This is a genomic window from Haloferula chungangensis (assembly GCF_042664875.1).
In the GTDB taxonomy this organism is placed as follows: domain Bacteria; phylum Verrucomicrobiota; class Verrucomicrobiia; order Verrucomicrobiales; family Akkermansiaceae; genus Haloferula; species Haloferula chungangensis.
Genome location: NZ_JBHTBS010000013.1, coordinates 83,417 through 101,615, shown reverse-complemented (window position 1 = coordinate 101,615; position 18,199 = coordinate 83,417). Strand labels below are relative to the sequence as shown.

15 protein-coding genes and 1 pseudogene are annotated in these 18,199 nt (G+C 56.4%); 5 read left to right on the top strand and 11 right to left on the bottom strand.

Annotated features, from left to right (window positions below; translation table 11 throughout):
- Positions 1-385: 385 nt before the first annotated feature.
- The gene (locus ACFQY0_RS18630) at positions 386-868 is read right to left on the bottom strand and encodes a hypothetical protein (protein ID WP_379715615.1); all 483 of its coding nucleotides are present in this window, start codon (positions 866-868) and stop codon (positions 386-388) included.
- A gap of 3 nt (positions 869-871) precedes the next feature.
- Positions 872-1,060, bottom strand: a pseudogene (locus ACFQY0_RS18625) (RHS repeat-associated core domain-containing protein); the annotation flags it as partial.
- Positions 1,061-1,226: 166 nt separating this feature from the next.
- Here ACFQY0_RS18625 and ACFQY0_RS18620 point away from each other — a divergent pair.
- A complete protein-coding gene (locus tag ACFQY0_RS18620; protein ID WP_379715609.1) occupies positions 1,227-2,243 on the top strand; it encodes a tyrosine-type recombinase/integrase in 1,017 nt (338 codons plus the stop codon).
- A gap of 600 nt (positions 2,244-2,843) precedes the next feature.
- Here the strand turns inward: ACFQY0_RS18620 and ACFQY0_RS18615 are convergent.
- Genes ACFQY0_RS18615 through rfbB form a run of 3 tightly spaced genes read right to left on the bottom strand, consistent with a single transcriptional unit; the run spans position 2,844 to position 6,508 of the window.
- Positions 2,844-3,203: a DUF7668 domain-containing protein gene (locus ACFQY0_RS18615; protein WP_379715606.1), complete on the bottom strand. Its 360-nt coding sequence runs from the start codon at positions 3,201-3,203 to the stop codon at positions 2,844-2,846.
- 36 nt (positions 3,204-3,239) lie between these two features.
- On the bottom strand, positions 3,240-5,402 hold the full coding sequence (locus ACFQY0_RS18610; protein ID WP_379715603.1) for an excinuclease ABC subunit UvrB: 2,163 nt from the start codon (positions 5,400-5,402) through the stop codon (positions 3,240-3,242).
- 47 nt (positions 5,403-5,449) lie between these two features.
- Positions 5,450-6,508: a dTDP-glucose 4,6-dehydratase gene (rfbB, locus tag ACFQY0_RS18605; RefSeq protein ID WP_379715600.1), complete on the bottom strand. Its 1,059-nt coding sequence runs from the start codon at positions 6,506-6,508 to the stop codon at positions 5,450-5,452.
- Between the two features lie 588 nt (positions 6,509-7,096).
- Here rfbB and chrA point away from each other — a divergent pair.
- From chrA to ACFQY0_RS18585, 4 genes are all read left to right on the top strand, one after another.
- Positions 7,097-8,377, top strand: a complete 1,281-nt coding sequence (chrA, locus tag ACFQY0_RS18600; protein ID WP_379715597.1) for a chromate efflux transporter — start codon at positions 7,097-7,099, stop codon at positions 8,375-8,377.
- Positions 8,378-8,559: 182 nt separating this feature from the next.
- Positions 8,560-8,892, top strand: a complete 333-nt coding sequence (locus tag ACFQY0_RS18595) for a hypothetical protein (RefSeq protein ID WP_379715594.1) — start codon at positions 8,560-8,562, stop codon at positions 8,890-8,892.
- A complete protein-coding gene (locus ACFQY0_RS18590) occupies positions 8,886-9,776 on the top strand; it encodes a hypothetical protein (RefSeq protein WP_379715591.1) in 891 nt (296 codons plus the stop codon). The genes ACFQY0_RS18595 and ACFQY0_RS18590 overlap by 7 nt, the downstream gene beginning before the upstream one ends.
- Positions 9,777-9,778: 2 nt before the next feature.
- Positions 9,779-10,423 (top strand): hypothetical protein, encoded by a 645-nt coding sequence (locus ACFQY0_RS18585; RefSeq protein ID WP_379715588.1) that lies wholly within the window; start codon positions 9,779-9,781, stop codon positions 10,421-10,423.
- 216 nt (positions 10,424-10,639) lie between these two features.
- On the opposite strand, the gene ACFQY0_RS18580 is transcribed toward ACFQY0_RS18585, so the two are convergent.
- The 6 genes from ACFQY0_RS18580 to ACFQY0_RS18555 all read right to left on the bottom strand — a co-directional run bounded on the left by ACFQY0_RS18580 (position 10,640) and on the right by ACFQY0_RS18555 (position 18,197).
- On the bottom strand, positions 10,640-11,464 hold the full coding sequence (locus tag ACFQY0_RS18580) for a heavy metal translocating P-type ATPase (RefSeq protein WP_379715585.1): 825 nt from the start codon (positions 11,462-11,464) through the stop codon (positions 10,640-10,642).
- Positions 11,380-12,609, bottom strand: coding sequence for an HAD-IC family P-type ATPase (locus tag ACFQY0_RS18575; protein ID WP_379715582.1), 1,230 nt, complete (start codon positions 12,607-12,609; stop codon positions 11,380-11,382). Before ACFQY0_RS18575 ends, ACFQY0_RS18580 begins: the two co-directional genes overlap by 85 nt.
- Before the next feature lie 25 nt (positions 12,610-12,634).
- Entirely contained in the window at positions 12,635-13,210 is a 576-nt protein-coding gene (locus ACFQY0_RS18570) for a hypothetical protein (RefSeq protein ID WP_379715579.1), read from the bottom strand.
- Positions 13,211-13,300: 90 nt separating this feature from the next.
- Positions 13,301-13,852, bottom strand: a complete 552-nt coding sequence (locus ACFQY0_RS18565; protein WP_379715576.1) for a hypothetical protein — start codon at positions 13,850-13,852, stop codon at positions 13,301-13,303.
- Positions 13,853-13,900: 48 nt separating this feature from the next.
- On the bottom strand, positions 13,901-17,056 hold the full coding sequence (locus tag ACFQY0_RS18560) for an efflux RND transporter permease subunit (protein ID WP_379715573.1): 3,156 nt from the start codon (positions 17,054-17,056) through the stop codon (positions 13,901-13,903).
- 4 nt (positions 17,057-17,060) lie between these two features.
- A complete protein-coding gene (locus ACFQY0_RS18555; protein WP_379715570.1) occupies positions 17,061-18,197 on the bottom strand; it encodes an efflux RND transporter periplasmic adaptor subunit in 1,137 nt (378 codons plus the stop codon).
- Positions 18,198-18,199: the final 2 nt, after the last annotated feature.

Sequence of the window (18,199 nt, the reverse complement as noted above, 5' to 3'; positions counted from 1 at the left end):
GTTAGCCAAAAGACGAGCTAGAGGATACCGTCGTTTCGAGAATTTTCGTGCCATCGCCTACTGGATCGCGGGTAATCTCACGCTCAAAAATCAATGCCCGCTTACCCACTAAAATCTCAGGAGAGCCAAAACTTTATGCCACGGGTTCGAAAAATGAGCGTCGGTCGCAAGAATGTGATAGTTAAATCGGTATTTAGAGTCATTATTTGAACTGCGGATTTCAATTGCGATTGTACTGTTGGCGCTCTTTCTGGCGACTATTCTGAGCTGTTTTCCAAACTCCCCAAAAGAGTCGTCTGACGACATCACGACATCAGATTCACGCGCACTTAAACCACAGGAAAAGAGACCCAAAAGTATAACTAGGTAAAGCAGCTTCATAAGTTCACTTAAGGGTTCCAGCTCCGACTTCTATCGTCTCAATCGGATCACAACATTTTTTCGCCTTTAGTTTCTCAATTTCGTCCACAACTTGATCAAAGGCAGCAATTATTGGTGTTCGCTTATTCCCATTCAAGTTGCACCCGATTGCCTTACAATTAGGTTGAAGATCTCCTATTGGAACATCTTCACCATCTGTCACTACGTTTATTCCGTCGGAATGCGCTAGCAATATACCTCTATCCCTCTTTGATCCAATTGCACGAGCTCCAGCGCTATTAACTGGGTTTAATCTGAGGTAAATTTCATAGCATTTGCGTCCCAGTGAATCCGTTAGCTTTTCAGCTTTATCAACAGCTTTTTTGAGTCTTTCTACGTCAGCCTTCCTCACACCTGTAACGTCAATAGTTGGCGACAAAAGACTGGGTCCATCAGCTTCAAAGTAATCAGTAGGAGCCTGAGTATCATCATCTTCAATTAGGCCCAAATAGTCTAGATGGTTAGCCCCGTCATTCCCTACGAAACCATACAAGTTGACCCCGCCTCTTTCCCCAATCGGATCCCTAGATGGCCATCTCCCCGTCACCCGGTCGTAGTATCGGTAGCCGTAATATGAGACCACCTTTTCCTCCAGCGGCTGGGTGCTTTTGACTGAGGATGAGAGGCAATGGTATCCCATGGGAGCTGAATGATCGACGGCGACTCGTATACCCTAATTCCGATTAGAGAGTCACGAAAAAACAGCCTCGGAATCTGATGCACTTAAGCAATCTTGGTTGCAAATCAGAAAATCAGGTTGAGCTTAAGAAAAACAACAGGAGGTGTTTGATAACAGGAGGTGTTTGATGAAACGTCATTCGAAAGGCTGGAAGAAAGGGAAGGAAATGAGGAGATGGAGGGACAAGAAGGGAGGCCTGAAGCCCGGTCGCGAGGACTACCTGAAAAGTGCGCTCGGGGTACTGATGACCGAGTGGCTGTGCGCCCAGAAACACCGGGGACTAAGCAACGCAACCATCGAAACGCGGCGACTGCTTCTCCGGCGCTTTCTCGAATGGTGCGAGACCAAAAAGATTGAAAGCCCCGGGTGGCTGTCTCGCGGATTACTCGACGAATGGTTGCTCTGGATCGAGAATTATCGGACGAAAAGTGGCAATCCGCTTGCTGCCGCTTCTCAAGAGGGCCTACTGCGCGCGACCAATGAGTTTCTCAGGTATCTGGTGGAACGCCGAGTCATCGATTTCAATCCTCTCGAAGGCCACCATTTCCGGCGGTGCCGAGGGCGCACACTGCCCGATGTGATGAGTGAGTCCGAAGTCGTGAGTCTGCTGGAGGCTACGGACACAAGGGATCCTCTCGGCATCAGGGATCGAGCCATGCTTGAACTCCTCTATTCGACCGGCATTCGTCGCAAGGAGCTCGTCTCCCTACAAATCAGCGACTTACGTCTCGAGAAGCGGGTGATGGTGGTGAAGCACGGGAAGGGAGAGAGGGAGCGCCTTGCTCCCATTGGGGCTCCAGCGCTTTATTGGTTGAGGCGATATTTGACGGAGGTCAGACCGCTGATGATTGTTGCCGAAGCTCCCTGTGATGATCTGTTCCTGACTTCCTATGGAGACCGCTTTTCCCTGGGAGCCACCGGGCACCTTGTCCGCAAGTATCTGAAGAAGATCGGATTCGTGCGCAAGGGGGCGTGCCACCTGCTCCGGCATGCTTGTGCGACGCACATGCTTGAACACGGTGCGGATCTAAGAACGATCCAGACCCTTCTTGGTCACTCAAGGATCGATACGACGGAGATCTATACGCACGTGACGACCGATCGGATGTGCCTGATCCATCAGAAGATCCATCCACGCGGGTAGGAAGCCGAGTGATCGCCGGGATGAAGAGGAGGGTGGGCCACGTGATGCGGTGCACAGACCGTCCGGAGATTCTGTCGTGTGAATGACTTCACCTCATGCGATAGAGCTCAGCTTGTAAGCCTGGGTCGAATCATTTTCAAAATCCAAGCTACCTCAAACCACCTAATGCTGGCTCGGTGGAGACAAGCTCCATCCACATATCGCATCCCGCGGCCCGCCTTCACAGCCCTCGATCTTCTTCGACTTCAGCGAGCAAGCCGCCCGCAAAGAAGGGATCCCTCGACATCGCCCCTCCCAAAGGCACCTGTATCGATGATAGCAGCTTCGCTATCCTCCCATAGCCCAGGAGTTGGCACGTCCCTGCCGCAAGGAAAGGACAACTTCAGTCCAACAATCGCCGCATCAAGGGCAGACACCTCCCGACTCTAGCGCGACGAGGGCGTCGCACCTCCCACGCCACCTCAAGGAGCAGCGACTTCAGTCGCTGGCCCATCCCGAAGGGATGAAAGACCGTAGCCCGGGGGGTCAAGCGAAGCGACCACCCCGGGTAACCCATCCCCTCAAATCCCGCATCCCGGAGGGATGCCACTACGACAGAGCCTAGGGAACATACACCAGATGTATTCTCACGATTTGATCTGATCCTTCTCCTTCCAAGTCCCCGTGGAGCACCATATCGCTGCGACCCGACTCCTCGGTCCACAGATCAACCAAGAATTCCCAGCGTCCAGGTGCCTGAAGAGACGCAACCGACGTAGCCCAACTTTCATCGGGCAACTCGATTAAAGTTTCTCCGTAATCTTCTATGTAACCTTGGATCTGCTGAGCCGTATCACCGTTAACAGGTCCGACCCCAGCAATTCGGTCGGTTAGTCGATAGTCGCGACGGACGAAGGACTTCACAATTTCGCGAATGGTTTGCCGCCATTCAACAGGAATAGGAATTTGTTCGTTTTCCATTCTGGTTGGAAGGCAATGGCTAACACCGCAAGTCTCTTACTTCAACTTCCGATAACTCACCTTCTTCTTCGGCTTCGCTTCCCCGTCCCCCTTCAGCTGCGCCAACTGATCGCGCAAATGCGCCGCGCGCTCGAACTCAAGCTTCGCCGCCGCATCACGCATCTCCTTCTCCAACTCCGCGATCACCCGGATCTTGTCGTAGGTCTCTTCGTCCTCCGCGACCAGCGAGCGACTCATCTTTTCCGCGCTCTCCCGCTGGTTCGAGTAGAGCTGCAAACTCTCCTGCACCGCCCGCTTCACTCCGATTGGCGTGATCCCATGAAGCTCGTTGTGCTCCGACTGCCGCGTGCGGCGGTACTCCGTCACATCGAGCAACTTCTGGATCGAATCCGTGACCACATCACAGAACAACACGCACTCGCCATTGATGTGCCGCGCCGCACGACCGGCCGTCTGGATGAGGCTCGTCTCATTCCTCAGGAAACCCTCTTTGTCCGCATCCAGGATGCAAACCAAAGACACTTCCGGCAAGTCGAGACCTTCCCGCAACAGGTTGATCCCCACCAGAATATCAAAAGCCGCCGCCCGCAGTTGCCTCAGAATTTCCACCCGCTCGACCGTGTCCACATCCGCATGGATGTAGCGCACCTTCAATCCCACTCCTTGCAAATACTCCGAAAGATCCTCCGCGGTCTTCTTTGTTAGAGTCGTCACCAGCACCCGCTCCCCTTTCTCCACCCGCTGACGACACAGCTCGATCGTCTCATCAATCTGTCCCTTCAGCGGACGCATGGTGAGGATCGGGTCCAGCAAACCTGTCGGGCGAATGATCTGCTCCACCACCAATGGGCGGCCTGCCTTGCTCGGATCGAAGTCTTCGATCGGCTCTGCATTGCCACTCGGAATCACCTTCAGCTTTCTGAGGTCGAGGCCATCATAGCCCCGTCCATCCTTGCGTTTTCTCACCGGAATGTAGCTTCGGTTGTCCGGTCTGGAATTCACGATCTCGAAGGGCCCCGGCGTGGCGGATACGTAGAGCCGCTGCCCCGTCATCTTCATGAATTCCTCGAACTTCAGCGGTCGGTTGTCGAGCGCACTCGGCAGACGGAATCCATGTTCGACCAGCACCGTCTTGCGGCTCTTGTCACCCTCATACATGCCGCCGACCTGCGGAATCGTGGCATGACTCTCATCGATGATCGTCAGGAAATCATCAGGGAAGAAATCCAGCAAGGTATAGGGCTGCGCCCCCGGGGGTCTGCCTGTGAGGTGACGCGAGTAGTTCTCAATTCCCTGACAGAAGCCCATTTCCCGCATCATCTCGATGTCGTAATCGGTGCGCATCCGCAGGCGCTGCGCCTCAATCAGCTTCCCTTGGCTCTCGAACTCCGCGACCCGTGCATCCGCTTCCTTGCGGATCTCCACGATCGCCCGCTTGAGTTTGTCCGCCGAGGTCACGAACTGCTTTGCGGGGAAAAACGTGTACTTATCGATCTTGTCGATTACCGTGCCGGTCAAGGTATCGATGGTCGAAATTCGATCGATCTCATCACCAAAGAACTCAACGCGCACCGCCGTTTCATCGAGATAGGCCGGATGCACCTCCACCACATCTCCGCGCACCCGGAACTTGCCGCGCCCGAAAGCAATGTCATTCCGCTCGAACAGCATGGCCACCAGACTTTCTAACAGCTGGTCACGACTGATCTGTTCACCCACCCACACGGGCACCATCATGCCCTCGTAATCATCCGGTGATCCCAGACCGTAGATGCAGCTCACCGAGGCGATCACGATCGTATCCTCCCGTGTCAGAAGCGAACCCATCGACGACAGGCGCAGCCGCTCGATCTCGTCATTGATGCTCGAGTCCTTCTCGATGTAGGTATCGGTCCGAGGGATGTAGGCTTCCGGCTGATAGTAATCGAAGTAGCTGACGAAGTATTCGACCGCATTGTGGGGGAAGAAATTCTTGAATTCCGAATAGAGCTGCGCTGCCAGCGTCTTGTTGTGGACCATGATCAGCGTAGGCCTGCTGATCCGGGCGATTACGTTCGCCATGGTGAAGGTTTTTCCCGATCCCGTCACCCCGAGCAGTGTCTGATGCGGATTGTCCGCCTCGATCGACTTGACCAGCTTCTCGATCGCCTGGGCCTGATCGCCCATTGCCTTGTAATCACTGACCAGTTCGAATGCCATCCGCCCCTCCTTAATCGCGAATCCCCCATCCCGCAAGTCGCGCTCCTTCAGAGATCGACTCCCAGACGCTCGCCCTGATAGCCGCCCTCCTCCACCGCCCTCACCCAGGCCTCGCTTTCCAAATACCACCTCACCGTGCGCCTCATCCCCTCCATGAAGTCCAGCGATGCGCTCCAGCCGAGTTCTTTCTCGATCCGAGAGGGATCGAGTTCATAGCGCCGATCATGCCCGGGGCGATCCGCAACTTTCTCGATCATTTCATCGAGAGCTGGAAAATCCTGAGTCGTTTCCAGCTCCATGAGCACCTCCCGAATGGCCCCGAGCACCTCGAGGTTCGTCAAAGGGCAGCGACCGCCGATGCAGTAGCTTTTTCCCGCCACCCCATCCTTCAGGACTGCCACCAAGGCTCGACAGTGATCCTCCACAAAGATCCAGTCCCTGACATTTTTCCCATCCCCATAGACGGGCAGCGGTTCGCCCTTGAGCATCTTTCTGATCATGAGCGGCACCAGCTTTTCAGGAAACTGATAGGGGCCGAAATTGTTCGGGCAATAGGTCGTCACGGTCGGCATGCCGTAGGTCTGATGATAGGATCTCACCAAATGATCGGCACCTGCTTTCGAAGCGCTGTAGGGGCTGTTCGGCGCGTAGGCGGAGCCTTCATGGAAAGGTGGATCATCGGCGCCGAGCGATCCGAAGACCTCATCCGTGGACACATGGAGAAACATCGCGTCCTTCCGTGATCGCGAGGCCAGATGTGAGCGGAAGGCCTCCAGCATTCGGAAAGTCCCCACCACATTCGTTTCAACAAATTCGTCAGGGCCATCGATCGATCGGTCGACATGAGTCTCCGCCGCCAGATGCATCACCGCATCGATGTCGTGCTCCATCAGCAGCTTCGTCACGAGCTGCTCATCGCCCACATCTCCCTCAACAAACCCATGCCTCGGGTCGCCAGCCACTCGGTCCAAATTCAGCAGGCTTCCGGCATACGTCAGCTTGTCAAGAGTCACGACCTTACCCACCTCGACCTCCGCCGAATTGAGAAGCTGCCAAACCAGGTTCGACCCGATGAACCCCGCACCGCCACTGACCAGAACATTCATTCCGACGGAAGTCTTAGCTCCAATGGCTCAACAAACAAGCCCGGCAGCAAACGCCAGGAAGATGGATTCTGGAGGGTCACGGACCTGGATGACTAAGATGCTCTGGATCAGGGCAACAGGCTCTCATCAGCAGGGCGATCAAGCTAGGGAAGAAATTGGACCAGGATGGATGGGATCAATAGGATGAAGACAACGAAATCCAATTATCTTGGTGATGACCGTCATGGTTGAACCTCAATTCTAGCCTGAACTGAAGACCATGATTTCAAAATCCTACCCACCTGTTCCGCCATAGCCTTGGCGACGGAGGATCCTATCCATCTTGGTCCGAAAACATTCAGCTGGAGCCGATTTTCTCCCTAACTTGATCGCCCTGATCCCATCAGCTCGATGTTCAGTTTGATGATCCGTTTTCCGATTTGTCCCAATCTGAGCGCCACGACTCAAAAGTCGACCCATCCGAGCCATCATACTGAGATGGAACCAATTTTCTCACTAGCTTGATCGCCCTGTTGAGTTTCGCGGCTTTTGCGTCTTGCTTGCCTTTCGTCATCTTGGCGAAGTAGCGGCGTCTCACCTTCCCCCGACATGCCACCCGACTTCCGCACCGCCCTCCGCTTCTGGTGGAAACTCGGCTGGATCAGTTTCGGCGGACCCGCCGGGCAGATCGCGATCATGCACAAGGAACTCGTCGAAGAGAAACGCTGGCTGTCCGACGAGCATTTCCTCCACGCGCTGAACTTCACCATGCTGCTTCCCGGCCCCGAAGCGCAGCAGCTTGCCACCTACCTCGGCTGGCGACTCCACGGCGCGAAAGGTGGCATCGCCGCCGGGGTTCTATTCGTGCTGCCCTCCGTGCTGATTCTCTTCGCCCTCTCGTGGCTCTACATGGCCGGCGGTCATCTCGGTTGGATCGCCGGAATCTTCCACGGCCTCGTCCCGGCCGTCATCGCCATCGTTTTCTCCGCCGCCAAACGCATCGGCGGCAAAGCGCTCAAAACACCCGCGCTGTGGGTCATCGCGATCCTTTCGCTCATCACCATCCGCTTCCTCGGCATCCCTTTCCCCATCATCATCATCGCCGCAGCGCTCATCGGCTGGTTTAGCTCCAGGCGTTTTCCGAAACAATTCCCCGCAGGAAAAGGACACGGTGCGATCGCCGACACCGAGCCTGCCATGGCCCTGCCACCCGCGCCGCGCGCCAGCCTGCCGCGCTCGCTGAAAATCATCACCACCTGCCTCAGCCTATGGTGGCTCCCAGTCGTCGCCACCGGGCTCTTGTTGGGCTGGAAAAGCGTCCACGCCCAGGAAGGCATCTTCTTCAGCAAAGCCGCCCTCATCACCTTCGGCGGAGCCTATGCCGTGCTTCCCTACGTCGCCCAGCAAGCCGTCGAAACCCACGGCTGGCTTTCGCAAACCCAGATGATCGCCGGACTTGGCCTCGCCGAGACCACGCCCGGTCCGCTCATCATGGTGCTGCAGTTCGTCGGATTTGTCGGCGCGTGGCAGCACCCCGGCGAGTTCACCCCCCTCGCCTCCGCCGCCCTCGGCGCCGGCATCACCACCTGGGTCACCTTCCTCCCCTGCTTTCTCTTCGTCTTCCTCGGAGCCCCCCACGTCGAAGGCCTCGGCGAAAAGCCCGCCCTCTCCGCCACCCTGAACGCCATCACCGCCGCCGTCGTCGGCGTGATCCTCAACCTCGCCCTGTGGTTCACCTGGCACGCCGTCCAGCCCGAAGCCGGTCGCATCGACTACTTCGTCATCGTCCTCGCCATCGCCGCATGGTTGGCAATCGAGAAAATGAAACTCGGCGTCCTTCCGCTGTTAGGAGTCTGCGCCGCGCTTGGATTGGCGTATTCGTTTTTATAGGAGGTGGTGTTGAAGCAGGAGTTCAGGAACGGGGACTGATCTGGATCGGGTTTGTGAGTTGCGAAATCCCAACATTCGAACTATGGAACCCTTTCTGACATCATGAAATAACCCCTTGATTCCATCACCGTAACCCGTATGCCCTGCCGTGTTCGACCCTACAAACTTGAAATCACGAAACCATGAAACGGGGACACATCCTGATTCTCTCATTGCTGCCGGTCACCGGGATGCTGTTCTGGTGGGGATGGTCGGTCGCCGATACTGGCCGCGCACCCAACGGCACTTCACGAGTCGAATCCACACGTGCGCTAGAGAGGAGACCCGATGTCCAATCGCAGACTCCTGAAAGGGTAAGAACTGCCGCACAGCGCAAAATCCCGGATGTCCACTTGGAGCAAAACGATGGAATCGCCTTTGCCGAAATCGACCCCCGAATCGATGAACTCGACGTTATGGAGATTCTCCTGGAAATCGAATCGAAGGAACTTGGAAAGGAGACAGCACCATGTTGATGATCACTGATCCAGTTACGAGAAACGGTAGAATTAAGGTTGATCCAGACCGTTCTGAGAACCTTAGCCGCCTCAAAACCGGCTATCCAAAATGGAGAGGGCGAGGGGTAAGTGGGAATGACGGCGATCTTTTTGCTGAATGGAGTGGAACACTGCCCGGAACTACTGCGATATGCGAATATGATCCAGGAAAGAGCGCGACTTTCGGGATTGTTGTATCGCCCAATCAAACCGTAGCCGTCGAGATAGACTCAAAGACGTTCAAAACGTATATTGCAGCTGCCAACAAACTAATCAATTCGATTAGTGAAGTCAAAGACCCTTTCAAGTTTAATGGAAGCCTTAAAGGAAGCTTATCCCATTGTGACATGTACGATGACGGCGAAGCTCTAGGGAGGAGTCTCACGCTTGGCGGAACGGATAGTATTGACTGCACCCTTCTAGACCTCAAAAAAGTTGTACCAGCAACCACTCCAGCGGTTTCATTAAGAGTCGGTTGGAAAAACCACGCGCTTACCATCTCTATTTCAGGAAATTTCGAGGGAAAAAGAGAGCCTTGGATTGCCTCTAATGGTTCAATCAGCGGAGGGTGTGGAGCAAGCCTCACTGGAGAGGGCAAACTGGGTCTTGCGACTGAAAAGGGGGATATTGGAGTGGTCCTCGGTGCTACCGGATCTAAATCGATAAAAGCGAACGGAATTATTACTGGAGAAAAACGCACGATCTATGCTCAAGGCAGTGGAGAGGCCGGAATGCTGAAAGTTGAAGGGTCTCTCAAAGTTCGATTTGGTCCATTGGGAGAGCGGCAAGTGGGATCGGTTGATTTTACCATTTTTGAGAGTGATGCGGGAGAGACCGAAAAACTGACACTTATTAGTTTCTAGTAATGAAAATGAAAGTTTTTGGAACGGCCCTTTTAGCCCTGATTGTAGTTCTTGTCTGGCTCATCGCATCTCAACGACTTCCTTCGAAGGTTTCTGGAGATCAATATATCAACCTTAACGTTGACGGGGTCCAATGTATCGTCGCCGCTTTTGAGATCCAGCCTATCTGGACCTTCTCCTCTCATGTTAAAAAGGATCCAGAAAAGACCGACCGATGGAAGTCCCTAGTTCTGGTGAGTCAGTCCGACATTCTCAAGTTTTTCGACAACCGAGAAGCTAGCGGCATGTACGGAAGGGTGGCTATAACTGATCAAATGATCGAAGAACAAAGGAGTTACGTCATCGATCGTTTCGGAGATCAATCACACGACCTCGGAGTCTCAAAGGTATTTATCGTTCTGGACCCTTCGGCACAAACAGCCCATTTGCTTGTTCCGATCAAAGGCCCACAGGGTGATTACTTCACGTCACTGGAATGGATCAATGGAGACTGGTATTTGGTGCCAGGGATGGGCGAAACCGCGTGGGCCGTATTGAACGCCAAGAAAATCCTGAAGACCTCAGAATCCCAAGACATTAAGAAACTGCCAAGTGAGCAAATTGAACCGGTGATGCGAAAGCTCTCAGCGGCATACCTCAAACGCTGAGTATTCTCACAGTAGGCAGGCCGAACGGCTCTCGATCGAGAAAACGAAACCCGGCGTCCTTCCCCAGTTAGCAATCTGCCGCGGTCACCGTCTTGGCATCCGGCTTCATCTTCAACTGAAGAATCAAGGGAACCATGTTTCCTTCTGGCAGCGCGACGTCCGAGACCAACGCATTCACCCACTTTTTCAAACTTGAACTTCGTCGGTTTCGAGGGTTCACCGCCGATCCCCGTTTCCGTCGTTCCTATGTCGGAGCAAACGCAACGAATTCACAATTACCAGAAGCGTCGCCCCCGTGTCGGCGACAATCGCCATCCACAGAGTCGCATGCCCTGCGAAAGTAAGCACAAGGAAAACCGCTTTCAGCACCAGCGCGAAGGCGATGTTAAAACGGATCATTCCCAGCGTTCGCTTGCCGAGCAAGATCGCTTCCGCCAGCTTGCCAATGTCGTCCTTCATCAAGGCCACGTCTGCGGTCTCGATCGCAGTATCACTGCCGATCGCACCCATCGCGATTCCCACGCTGGCTACTGCGAGTGCCGGCGCATCGTTCACGCCGTCGCCGATCATGCCCACTCGGCCATGGCGATCGATCATCTCACGAAGACGGGTGACCTTGTCCTCGGGCATCATGTCTCCGAAGGCCTCGTCCAAGCCTGCTTCCTTGGCAATGGCATCCACCGTCCGTTGATTGTCGCCGCTGAGCATCACGATCCGTTCGAGGCCCGCATCGTGAAGGGCTGCTAGAGCTTCTCCAGCATCGGCACGCAGCGCATCGCCAATGGAAAGAATGCCGAGAATCGCGCCGGAGTCTCCGTCCGCCGGACGGCGACCCACGATCGCCAACGACAGCCCCTTCGACTCGATCTCCGTCAGCTTCTTCTCCAACTCTTCGCCGCACATCCCACTGGCATGCGCCAGACGATGGTTGCCTACGAAATATGAACGACCCTCGATCAATGCCTCCGCACCCTGGCCAGTAATCCCGCGGTAGTCGCCTGACTCAGGAATCCTGACGCCCTCCGATTTGGCATGATCCACCACGGCTCGGGCAATGGGGTGCTCGGAATGCTGTCGATCGCCGCCGCCAGAGCAAGGACGCGACTTCCCTCCTCGCCACCTAGTGGCTCGATGGCAACGACCCGTGGTTTTCCCTCGGTGATCGTTCCGGTCTTGTCCACGGCCAGCGCCTTGAGCTTGCCCAGCGCCTCAAGGTGGATGCCGCCTTTCACCAATACTCCCCGGCGAGCCAGCGCCGTAAGTCCGGAAACAATCGAGACCGGCGTGGCGATCACCAGAGCACAAGGGCAAGCGATCACCAGAAGTGCCAGCGCCTTGTAGATCCATGGCTGCCATTGCGCACCAAGGAACAGCGGAGCGATCAAGGCCGTTAGAATGGCCGCGGCAAAAACCAGCGGCGTGTAGATCGACGCGAACTTGTCGACGAAGCGCTGGGTCGGTGCCCGGCTCTGCTCCGCCTCCTCGATCAGCCGTCCGATTCGTGCGAGTGTGGAATCCGATGCGATCCGGGTCACCCGGATTTCCAACGATCCCTCGCCGTTCACCGTGCCCGCATAGACTTCATCACCCACTTGCTTTTCGACTGGAACCGACTCGCCGGTGATCGGCGCCTGATTGACTGCCGAGCGTCCCTCGATCACCTCGCCGTCGAGAGGAATTCGTTGTCCACTGCGCACCAGAATGCGGTCTCCCTGAGCTACTTCGGCTGCCGGAATCTCATCCAACCCTCCCGTGTCCGATTTCCGAAGCGCCGTCTCAGGCGCAAGCGACATCAGCGAGCGAACGGCGTTTCGTGCACGTTCGGCGCTCAAGCCCTCCAGCCACTCGGATAAGGCGAAAAGGAAAACGACCGCCGCAGCTTCGGCGTGCTCCCCGATAAACCATGCACCGATCACCGCGACGGTCATCAGCACGTTCATGTCGAGCTTCAGCTTCAGCAGCGCCTTCCATGCTGCCGGGAATACCAGCGTTCCTCCCGACAGCGTTGCGATGGCGAAGCAAATCATCTGCCACGATTCCTGCTGACCGCTCCACTTCAGCACCAAACCCGAGCCGGTTAGAATGCCGGATGCCACAATCAAGGTCTTCTGCGGAAGTGGTCCTGAGCCGTGATCGTGCTCACATCCGCAGTCGGCTTTCTTCACACGCTCTATCTGTTGATGCATGGCTTCAAGGTGTTGGATGTTTGCTTCATTGAGATGAGGACGGGACCGTCCTGCTTTCGACCGAGGTCTCCTGCAGCACTTCCAGAAGTTCGCCCTCCAGACGACTGACGACCCTCATCGCCGGCACGACATCCTCGCCAAGCTTTTCGGAATTATGCTTTAGAAGCTCCCGCAACTCCCGGACGCGATCCATCGCCCGCGATGCTGAATCGGGCTCGGGGACCCTCTTCAAGGCACTGACCAGCGAGTTCACACTGGCCACGACGTCGGCGACCTCGCGATTTGCCACATCGCATTCGAGATACTCCAGCCGCCCGAGGGCAATCCGATTGAGATGAAGAAAAATCCGCGACGCCGGATCGACGACCGCGCGTCGAATCACCAGAACCAGGGCCATCCAGACCACCAGCCCAATCACCAGGACGTGAATCAGATGATGGGTGACGAAGTCCATCGCATCGCTTGGTCGATCGATGGCATACTCCACAAGGGAGTAGACCAACATGCCGGAGAAAACCGCGCCGAAGGTCCAACGGAGCATCGATTGATCGAGGGACGATTTCAGCGGATTCCTATCAAATGTTTCAGTCGCTCTAGTCATGAGTTGTAATGGTTTGGATGGCACCCGAAAGCCCCCTGCCGCGATTCAGCGCGACAGGAGGTGGTCCGGCATCGGGTCCTGACAGATCACTCAGTGATCATGTCCTTCGTGACCCTCATCACCATGATCGCAGGTGCAGGCATACTCCGCATGCTCGCAGGTCGGGCAATTGTTCAGGTTTAGATTGAACTTCTCGATGACCGACATCGCGTCCGGTGTCACCTTGACCTGCACCACGACCGGAAAGTCATTTCCTTCCGGGAAAGCCACATCCGAAACGAGTATGTCGCCCTGCTTCACAAAAATCATGCGAGTGGGTGCGGAGCGGTCACCCCCCATGACTTTCACCGACTGCTCCGCGATGGGCGTCGCTTTGCCGTGCTCGTCGAGCGCCGTGATCTGCACCTTGCGGTCTTTGGTCACGAAGAATTCGAGATGAGGTTCGACGCCATCAAGGACTTTGCCGCCATTGGGGCCGGCCTTGGCTTTCTTGTGGTCCGCATGTCCATTCTCACCCTGTTCTGCGTGGTCATGGTCTGCATGGTTTTTTTCTTCAGCCGTCAGACTTCCGCCACCTATCAGGGCAAGCGTGAAGGTCGAAGCGGCGAAGACTTTGAGGCGGTTGTTCAATTTGGTTTTCATGTGTTTATCTAGTTGTTGTCAGTTAACGCCCTTGCGGGCCTTGGGAGTTTATGCGGTCGCGGCGGAATCCTGTTCGAGGGACCTCAACGCGGCCTTGCGACTGAAGCGGTAGAAGAGCGACGGCGTCACCGCCAAGCCGAGCAAGGTGGAGCTCACCAAGCCTCCGACGATGACGATTGCCACCGGGTTCAGAATCTCTTTTCCAGGCTCATCAGCTGCCAGCACGAGCGGGATCAGTGCGAAGCCCGCCGAAAGGGCCGTCATCAATATCGGCACCAAGCGTTCCTCCGTTCCTCGCATCACCATCTCACGGGTGAAGCCTTCTCCCTCATGCTTCATCAAATGAAGGTAGTGGGAGATCAGCATGATGTTATTGCGGGCGGCGATACCACCGACCGCGATGAACCCCACCAGTGTCGCGATGCTCACATTATCCAATGTCATCTTTGTATAAAGGATGGCACCGATGAGAGAGACCGGGATGATGGTGAGCACCAGTATTACCAGGTTGAAGCTCTTGAAGAACGAGAAGAGCAGGAAGATGACGACGAGCAGAATCGCTGCCGACATGATGGCGATCGTCCTGGCCGCATCCTTCTGCGCCTGATACTCCCCTTCGTAAGAAATGGTGTAGCCCTCCGGCAGATCGATCTTTTCGTCGATGCGCGCCTTCAGCTCGTCCACCGCCGCCACCAAGTCCGGCACCGTCGGGTTGATGGAAACCACAAAGCGACGGCGAGAATTTTCCCGCAGAATGTTGTTCGGGCCGGTGGCTTGCCTGATGTTGGCGACGGATCCAAGTGGGATCAACTGATCGGATTTCGTATCCACGTAGAGGTTCTTCAGCCTCTCGGGATCCTCACGCCACTCGATCGGAAGCCGGATGACCAGGTCATAGACCCGGACGCCTTCATAGATCTCGGCGACCTTCTCTCCCCCCATCAGTGACGACATTTCCTCGGTCAGAGCGCCTGGCGTGACGGCATAAGCCGCCGCCCGCTCGGGGTCGGGCTCGATCCTCAACTGCGGAACCGGGGCTTGCTGCTCGGCCCGTGCTTCTTCCAGCCCGGGAATCTCTCTCGCGATTGCCGTGATCTCGTCGCCGAGACGTTTCAGCTCACCGAGATCGGGGCCGAAAATCTTCACCGCCACCTTCGCGGAAACGCCGCTGAGCATGTGCCCGACCCGGTCGGCCAAGGGCGTGCTCATGGCGCTGAAGGTTCCGGGAATCTCCTTCATCGTATCGCGAATTTCGGCGATGATCTCATCGCGTTCACGGCCGGAATCTTCGTCAAACTCAATGCCGAATTCGGTCGTTGAGACGGGCACCACGTGGTCACTCCGCTCGGCACGTCCGGCGCGAAACTCGACGGTCTTCACACCCGGAATTTCCAGGATCCTCTCCATGGCAACATCTGAAAGTTCGGTCATCGTTTTCAGCGAAGTTCCGGGATTCGATGTTGTCGCGACCAGCGCGGTCGGCTCCCGAAAGGCCGGCAGGAAATTCCGACCCATGTCCGAATAGGCGATGTAGCTCAGAGCGATCAACGCAACGGTAATCGCGATCACTAACAGCGGCTGAGACAGGGCGAAGCGAAGCCATACGGCACGGAAACCGGACTTCAGCCAGCGCACCAGAACGAAGTCGCGATGTTCCTTCCCCACCTTCGGATTGAGCATCAGCGAACTGAGAACCGGAATCACGGTCAGTGATACCAGAAACGAAGCCGCCATGCTGATGATGGTCGCGATCGCGATCGGCGTGAAAAGTTTCCCTTCCACACCGCTCAAGGCCATCAGTGGAAGAAACACCAGGATGATCAGGATCGTCGCATAAAGGATCGACGAGCGCACCTCGCTGGAAGCCAGCGCGATGACTTCAAGCTTCGACCTGGGATTCTCCAGGGCTGCATTTTCACGCAACCTTCGATAGACGTTTTCCACATCGACGATGGCATCGTCGACCACCATTCCAACGGCGACCGCCAGCCCTCCGAGCGTCATGGAGTTCACCGTCAGGCCCAGCATGTCAAAGGTCAGAACCGTAATCCCCAAAGACAGCGGAATCGCTGTTAGAGTGATGAGGGTGATCCTCATGTTGAGCAGGAAGAGGAACAGGATGATCGCCACCATGATCGAGCCGTCGCGCAGGGCCTCGACGAGATTGTCGATGGAGAGATTGATGAATTCCGCCTGCTGATAGAGAGGCACCAGTTCCGCTCCTTCCGGCAGGGAATTCTCGAGTTCCTTCAATGCGCCACGCACCTCCTTATCGAGTGCCAAGGTATCGAAGCCCGGAGATTTCCGGACACTAAGGACGATGCCTCGGGTCGAGAGGTTGCCATCCTTGTCCGGCGTTCCATCGGAAATGCCGATGGCGGCGTCACCGCGCATCGGCTCGACATCCCACACGACCTCCGCGACGTCACGGATGTGAATCGTGCGGTCGTTTCGGTAAGCCACAACCGTCTCGGCGATGACGTCCAGATCCGTCGTCATTGCCAGATTCCGCACCATGATTTCCTCGGAACGCTCGGTTAGGAACCCGCCGGTCGTATTCTTCACCGCTTCGGATGCGGCTTCCTTCAACTCCTCGAAGCTGACCTGGTGAAGAAGCATCGCCTCCGGATTCGGCTGAACCTGGACCTGCTTCACACCGCCGCCCATCGACAGCACTTCCGCGATGCCTGGAATCGACTGCAGGCGCCGCGCGACCACCCAGTCCGCGGTCACCCGCAGATCGCGGGCCGAGGTTTTCCCCGTGGGATCGCGCAGCCCGATCATCATGATGTCACCCATCAGGGATGACACCGGAGTCATGTAGGGAGTGACTCCATCGGGCAGCGACTCTGCCGCACCACTCAATCGTTCCTGTACGAATTGGCGGGCCTGATAGATGTCAGTCCCCCAGTCGAACTCGACGAAGATGAGGGACAATCCGATATCATTGGTGGCCCGGATCCGATTCACTCCGGTGACGCCCATCAGGGCATTCTCGAGGGGAATGGTGACGAGGGTTTCCACCTCTTCAGGCGCGTATCCTTTCGCTTCCGTGAGAAGGGTGATGGTTGGTTTGGTGAGATCCGGCAGAACATCCACCGGGGTTTCCAGGGTCTTCTTGACCCCGAAAACCATCAGGATGGCAGCCACCATCAGGGTCAGCCCTCGCTGCGCGAGCGAGAAGCGAATTAGTTGATTCAGCATGGGATCAGAGGGTTTCCGGGGTTTCAGCACCGCGCTTGGCATTCCACCAAAGTTGAGCGAACAGCAGCATGAGCGCGCTGGATCCGATGGCGTACCCGATCAGCCACCGGGGTGCCCCGGCCTCCTCACTCGCGTGATCGTGATCATCTCCGGACACGGCTGCCTTTCTGTCGGCATCGGTGAGTTCCGAGCCGTCCTCGGCGTGGGCGTGGCCATGAGCGGCGTCGAGCGCCTCCTTCAGGGAAGGCCCGCTTCCTCCGCCGACGAATCCCAGGGAGTAGGACCCGCGGGTCACCACCTCATCACCGGGGAAGAGCCCTTCTTTCACCTCAACCCATCCGCCACTTTTCTCGCCCGTGACCACCTTGGCGCGAACGAAGGCATTCGGAAGATCAAAGTCCTTCACATAGACCACGCGCGCCGCCGGATCTCCCTGGAGCGCTTCTTCGGGAACCGCCATCACGTTCGGGCGGCTCTTCACGATGATCGAGAATTCCGCACGCATGCCCGGCTGGAGTCGCCCTTGAGTGTTAGGCACCTGAAAGACGCCCTCGATCGCACCGGCCTCACGATCGGCCTTCACTCCGAAGCGCAACAACTCGGCGAGGACCGGCTCCCCGCCGAGGGCGGGAAACATGATCCGGGCCCTTGTTCCGGGTCCGATACCGGCGGCGAGTTGTTCCGGAATCCGGGCGACCACCCACATCTCACTTCGGTCTGAGATATCGAACAACTCCGTATCAGGCTGAACCGGCTGACCCTTCAGCACATGGGCCTCGACGACCAGGCCATCATTCGCAGCCTTGAGTTCGATGGTGGGCGGCGGGTTGCCCGGCTGGCGGCTCTCCACCACCGCAAGAACCTGGCCCTTTTTCACGCGGTCGCCGACAAAGGCATTCACCTCGACGGCTCTGCCTGGAATGCGGGACGAGACTGACAACTGGTTTCCGGGAACTTCCTCGACCCGACCTACGGCAAACACCGTAGAATCGAAGTCGCGTTCCTCGACCATCACGGTTTCGAGCCGTAGGTTCTTCACACCGACTTCGTCGAGAATGACGGTGTTCTTCTGCCGATCCTCAGCCTGGACGAGGCTGCCTGCCAAACTGGCGATCGACACGATTCTGATAAATGCGTTCATGT

Excerpts from the sequence above, each read along its gene's own strand:
- ACFQY0_RS18620 (WP_379715609.1), top strand. The coding sequence starts at position 1,227 with ATGAAACGTCATTCGAAAGGCTGGAAGAAAGGGAAGGAAATGAGGAGA.
- ACFQY0_RS18615 (WP_379715606.1), bottom strand. The coding sequence starts at position 3,203 with ATGGAAAACGAACAAATTCCTATTCCTGTTGAATGGCGGCAAACCATT.
- ACFQY0_RS18610 (WP_379715603.1), bottom strand. The coding sequence starts at position 5,402 with ATGGCATTCGAACTGGTCAGTGATTACAAGGCAATGGGCGATCAGGCC.
- rfbB (WP_379715600.1), bottom strand. The coding sequence starts at position 6,508 with ATGAATGTTCTGGTCAGTGGCGGTGCGGGGTTCATCGGGTCGAACCTG.
- chrA (WP_379715597.1), top strand. The coding sequence starts at position 7,097 with ATGCCACCCGACTTCCGCACCGCCCTCCGCTTCTGGTGGAAACTCGGC.
- ACFQY0_RS18595 (WP_379715594.1), top strand. The coding sequence starts at position 8,560 with ATGAAACGGGGACACATCCTGATTCTCTCATTGCTGCCGGTCACCGGG.
- ACFQY0_RS18590 (WP_379715591.1), top strand. The coding sequence starts at position 8,886 with ATGTTGATGATCACTGATCCAGTTACGAGAAACGGTAGAATTAAGGTT.
- ACFQY0_RS18585 (WP_379715588.1), top strand. The coding sequence starts at position 9,779 with ATGAAAATGAAAGTTTTTGGAACGGCCCTTTTAGCCCTGATTGTAGTT.
- ACFQY0_RS18575 (WP_379715582.1), bottom strand. The coding sequence starts at position 12,609 with ATGCATCAACAGATAGAGCGTGTGAAGAAAGCCGACTGCGGATGTGAG.
- ACFQY0_RS18570 (WP_379715579.1), bottom strand. The coding sequence starts at position 13,210 with ATGACTAGAGCGACTGAAACATTTGATAGGAATCCGCTGAAATCGTCC.
- ACFQY0_RS18565 (WP_379715576.1), bottom strand. The coding sequence starts at position 13,852 with ATGAAAACCAAATTGAACAACCGCCTCAAAGTCTTCGCCGCTTCGACC.
- ACFQY0_RS18560 (WP_379715573.1), bottom strand. The coding sequence starts at position 17,056 with ATGCTGAATCAACTAATTCGCTTCTCGCTCGCGCAGCGAGGGCTGACC.
- ACFQY0_RS18555 (WP_379715570.1), bottom strand. The coding sequence starts at position 18,197 with ATGAACGCATTTATCAGAATCGTGTCGATCGCCAGTTTGGCAGGCAGC.